The organism is Streptococcus suis (assembly GCF_002964045.1).
Lineage (GTDB): Bacteria > Bacillota > Bacilli > Lactobacillales > Streptococcaceae > Streptococcus > Streptococcus suis_U.
Genome location: NZ_POPB01000399.1, coordinates 1 through 272 on the forward strand (window position 1 = coordinate 1; position 272 = coordinate 272).

At 33.1% G+C, this 272-nt stretch carries 1 protein-coding gene; it reads right to left on the reverse strand.

Going from position 1 to position 272, the window contains the following annotated elements; all coding sequences use genetic code 11:
- A partial coding sequence (locus tag C1E99_RS10040; RefSeq protein WP_161951185.1) for a CidA/LrgA family protein occupies positions 1-183 on the reverse strand: 183 nt, incomplete at its 3' end.
- Between the last annotated feature and the right edge of the window lie 89 nt (positions 184-272).

Genomic DNA, 272 nt, shown 5'->3' on the forward strand with positions numbered 1-272 from the left:
GCCTTGAAAAAAATTTCCAACCGTATGAATGTGGCGAAGACGAATCAATTTGAACTCTAGGGCTAAAAATAGGAGGATTAAGCCAATAATACTTCCCGGAATAGGAAGATGAAAAATAGTCGAAATAGCTTCCCCTAAAAATGAAAATACTAGAATAATCATAAACTGAACATATAGTTTCATCTTTACACCACCTTAAATACTACTAATCCATCTGAGGTCATTCTCTTTTAGTCCAGAAAATCCCTTAATGTTAGTACTGTTATTAAGTT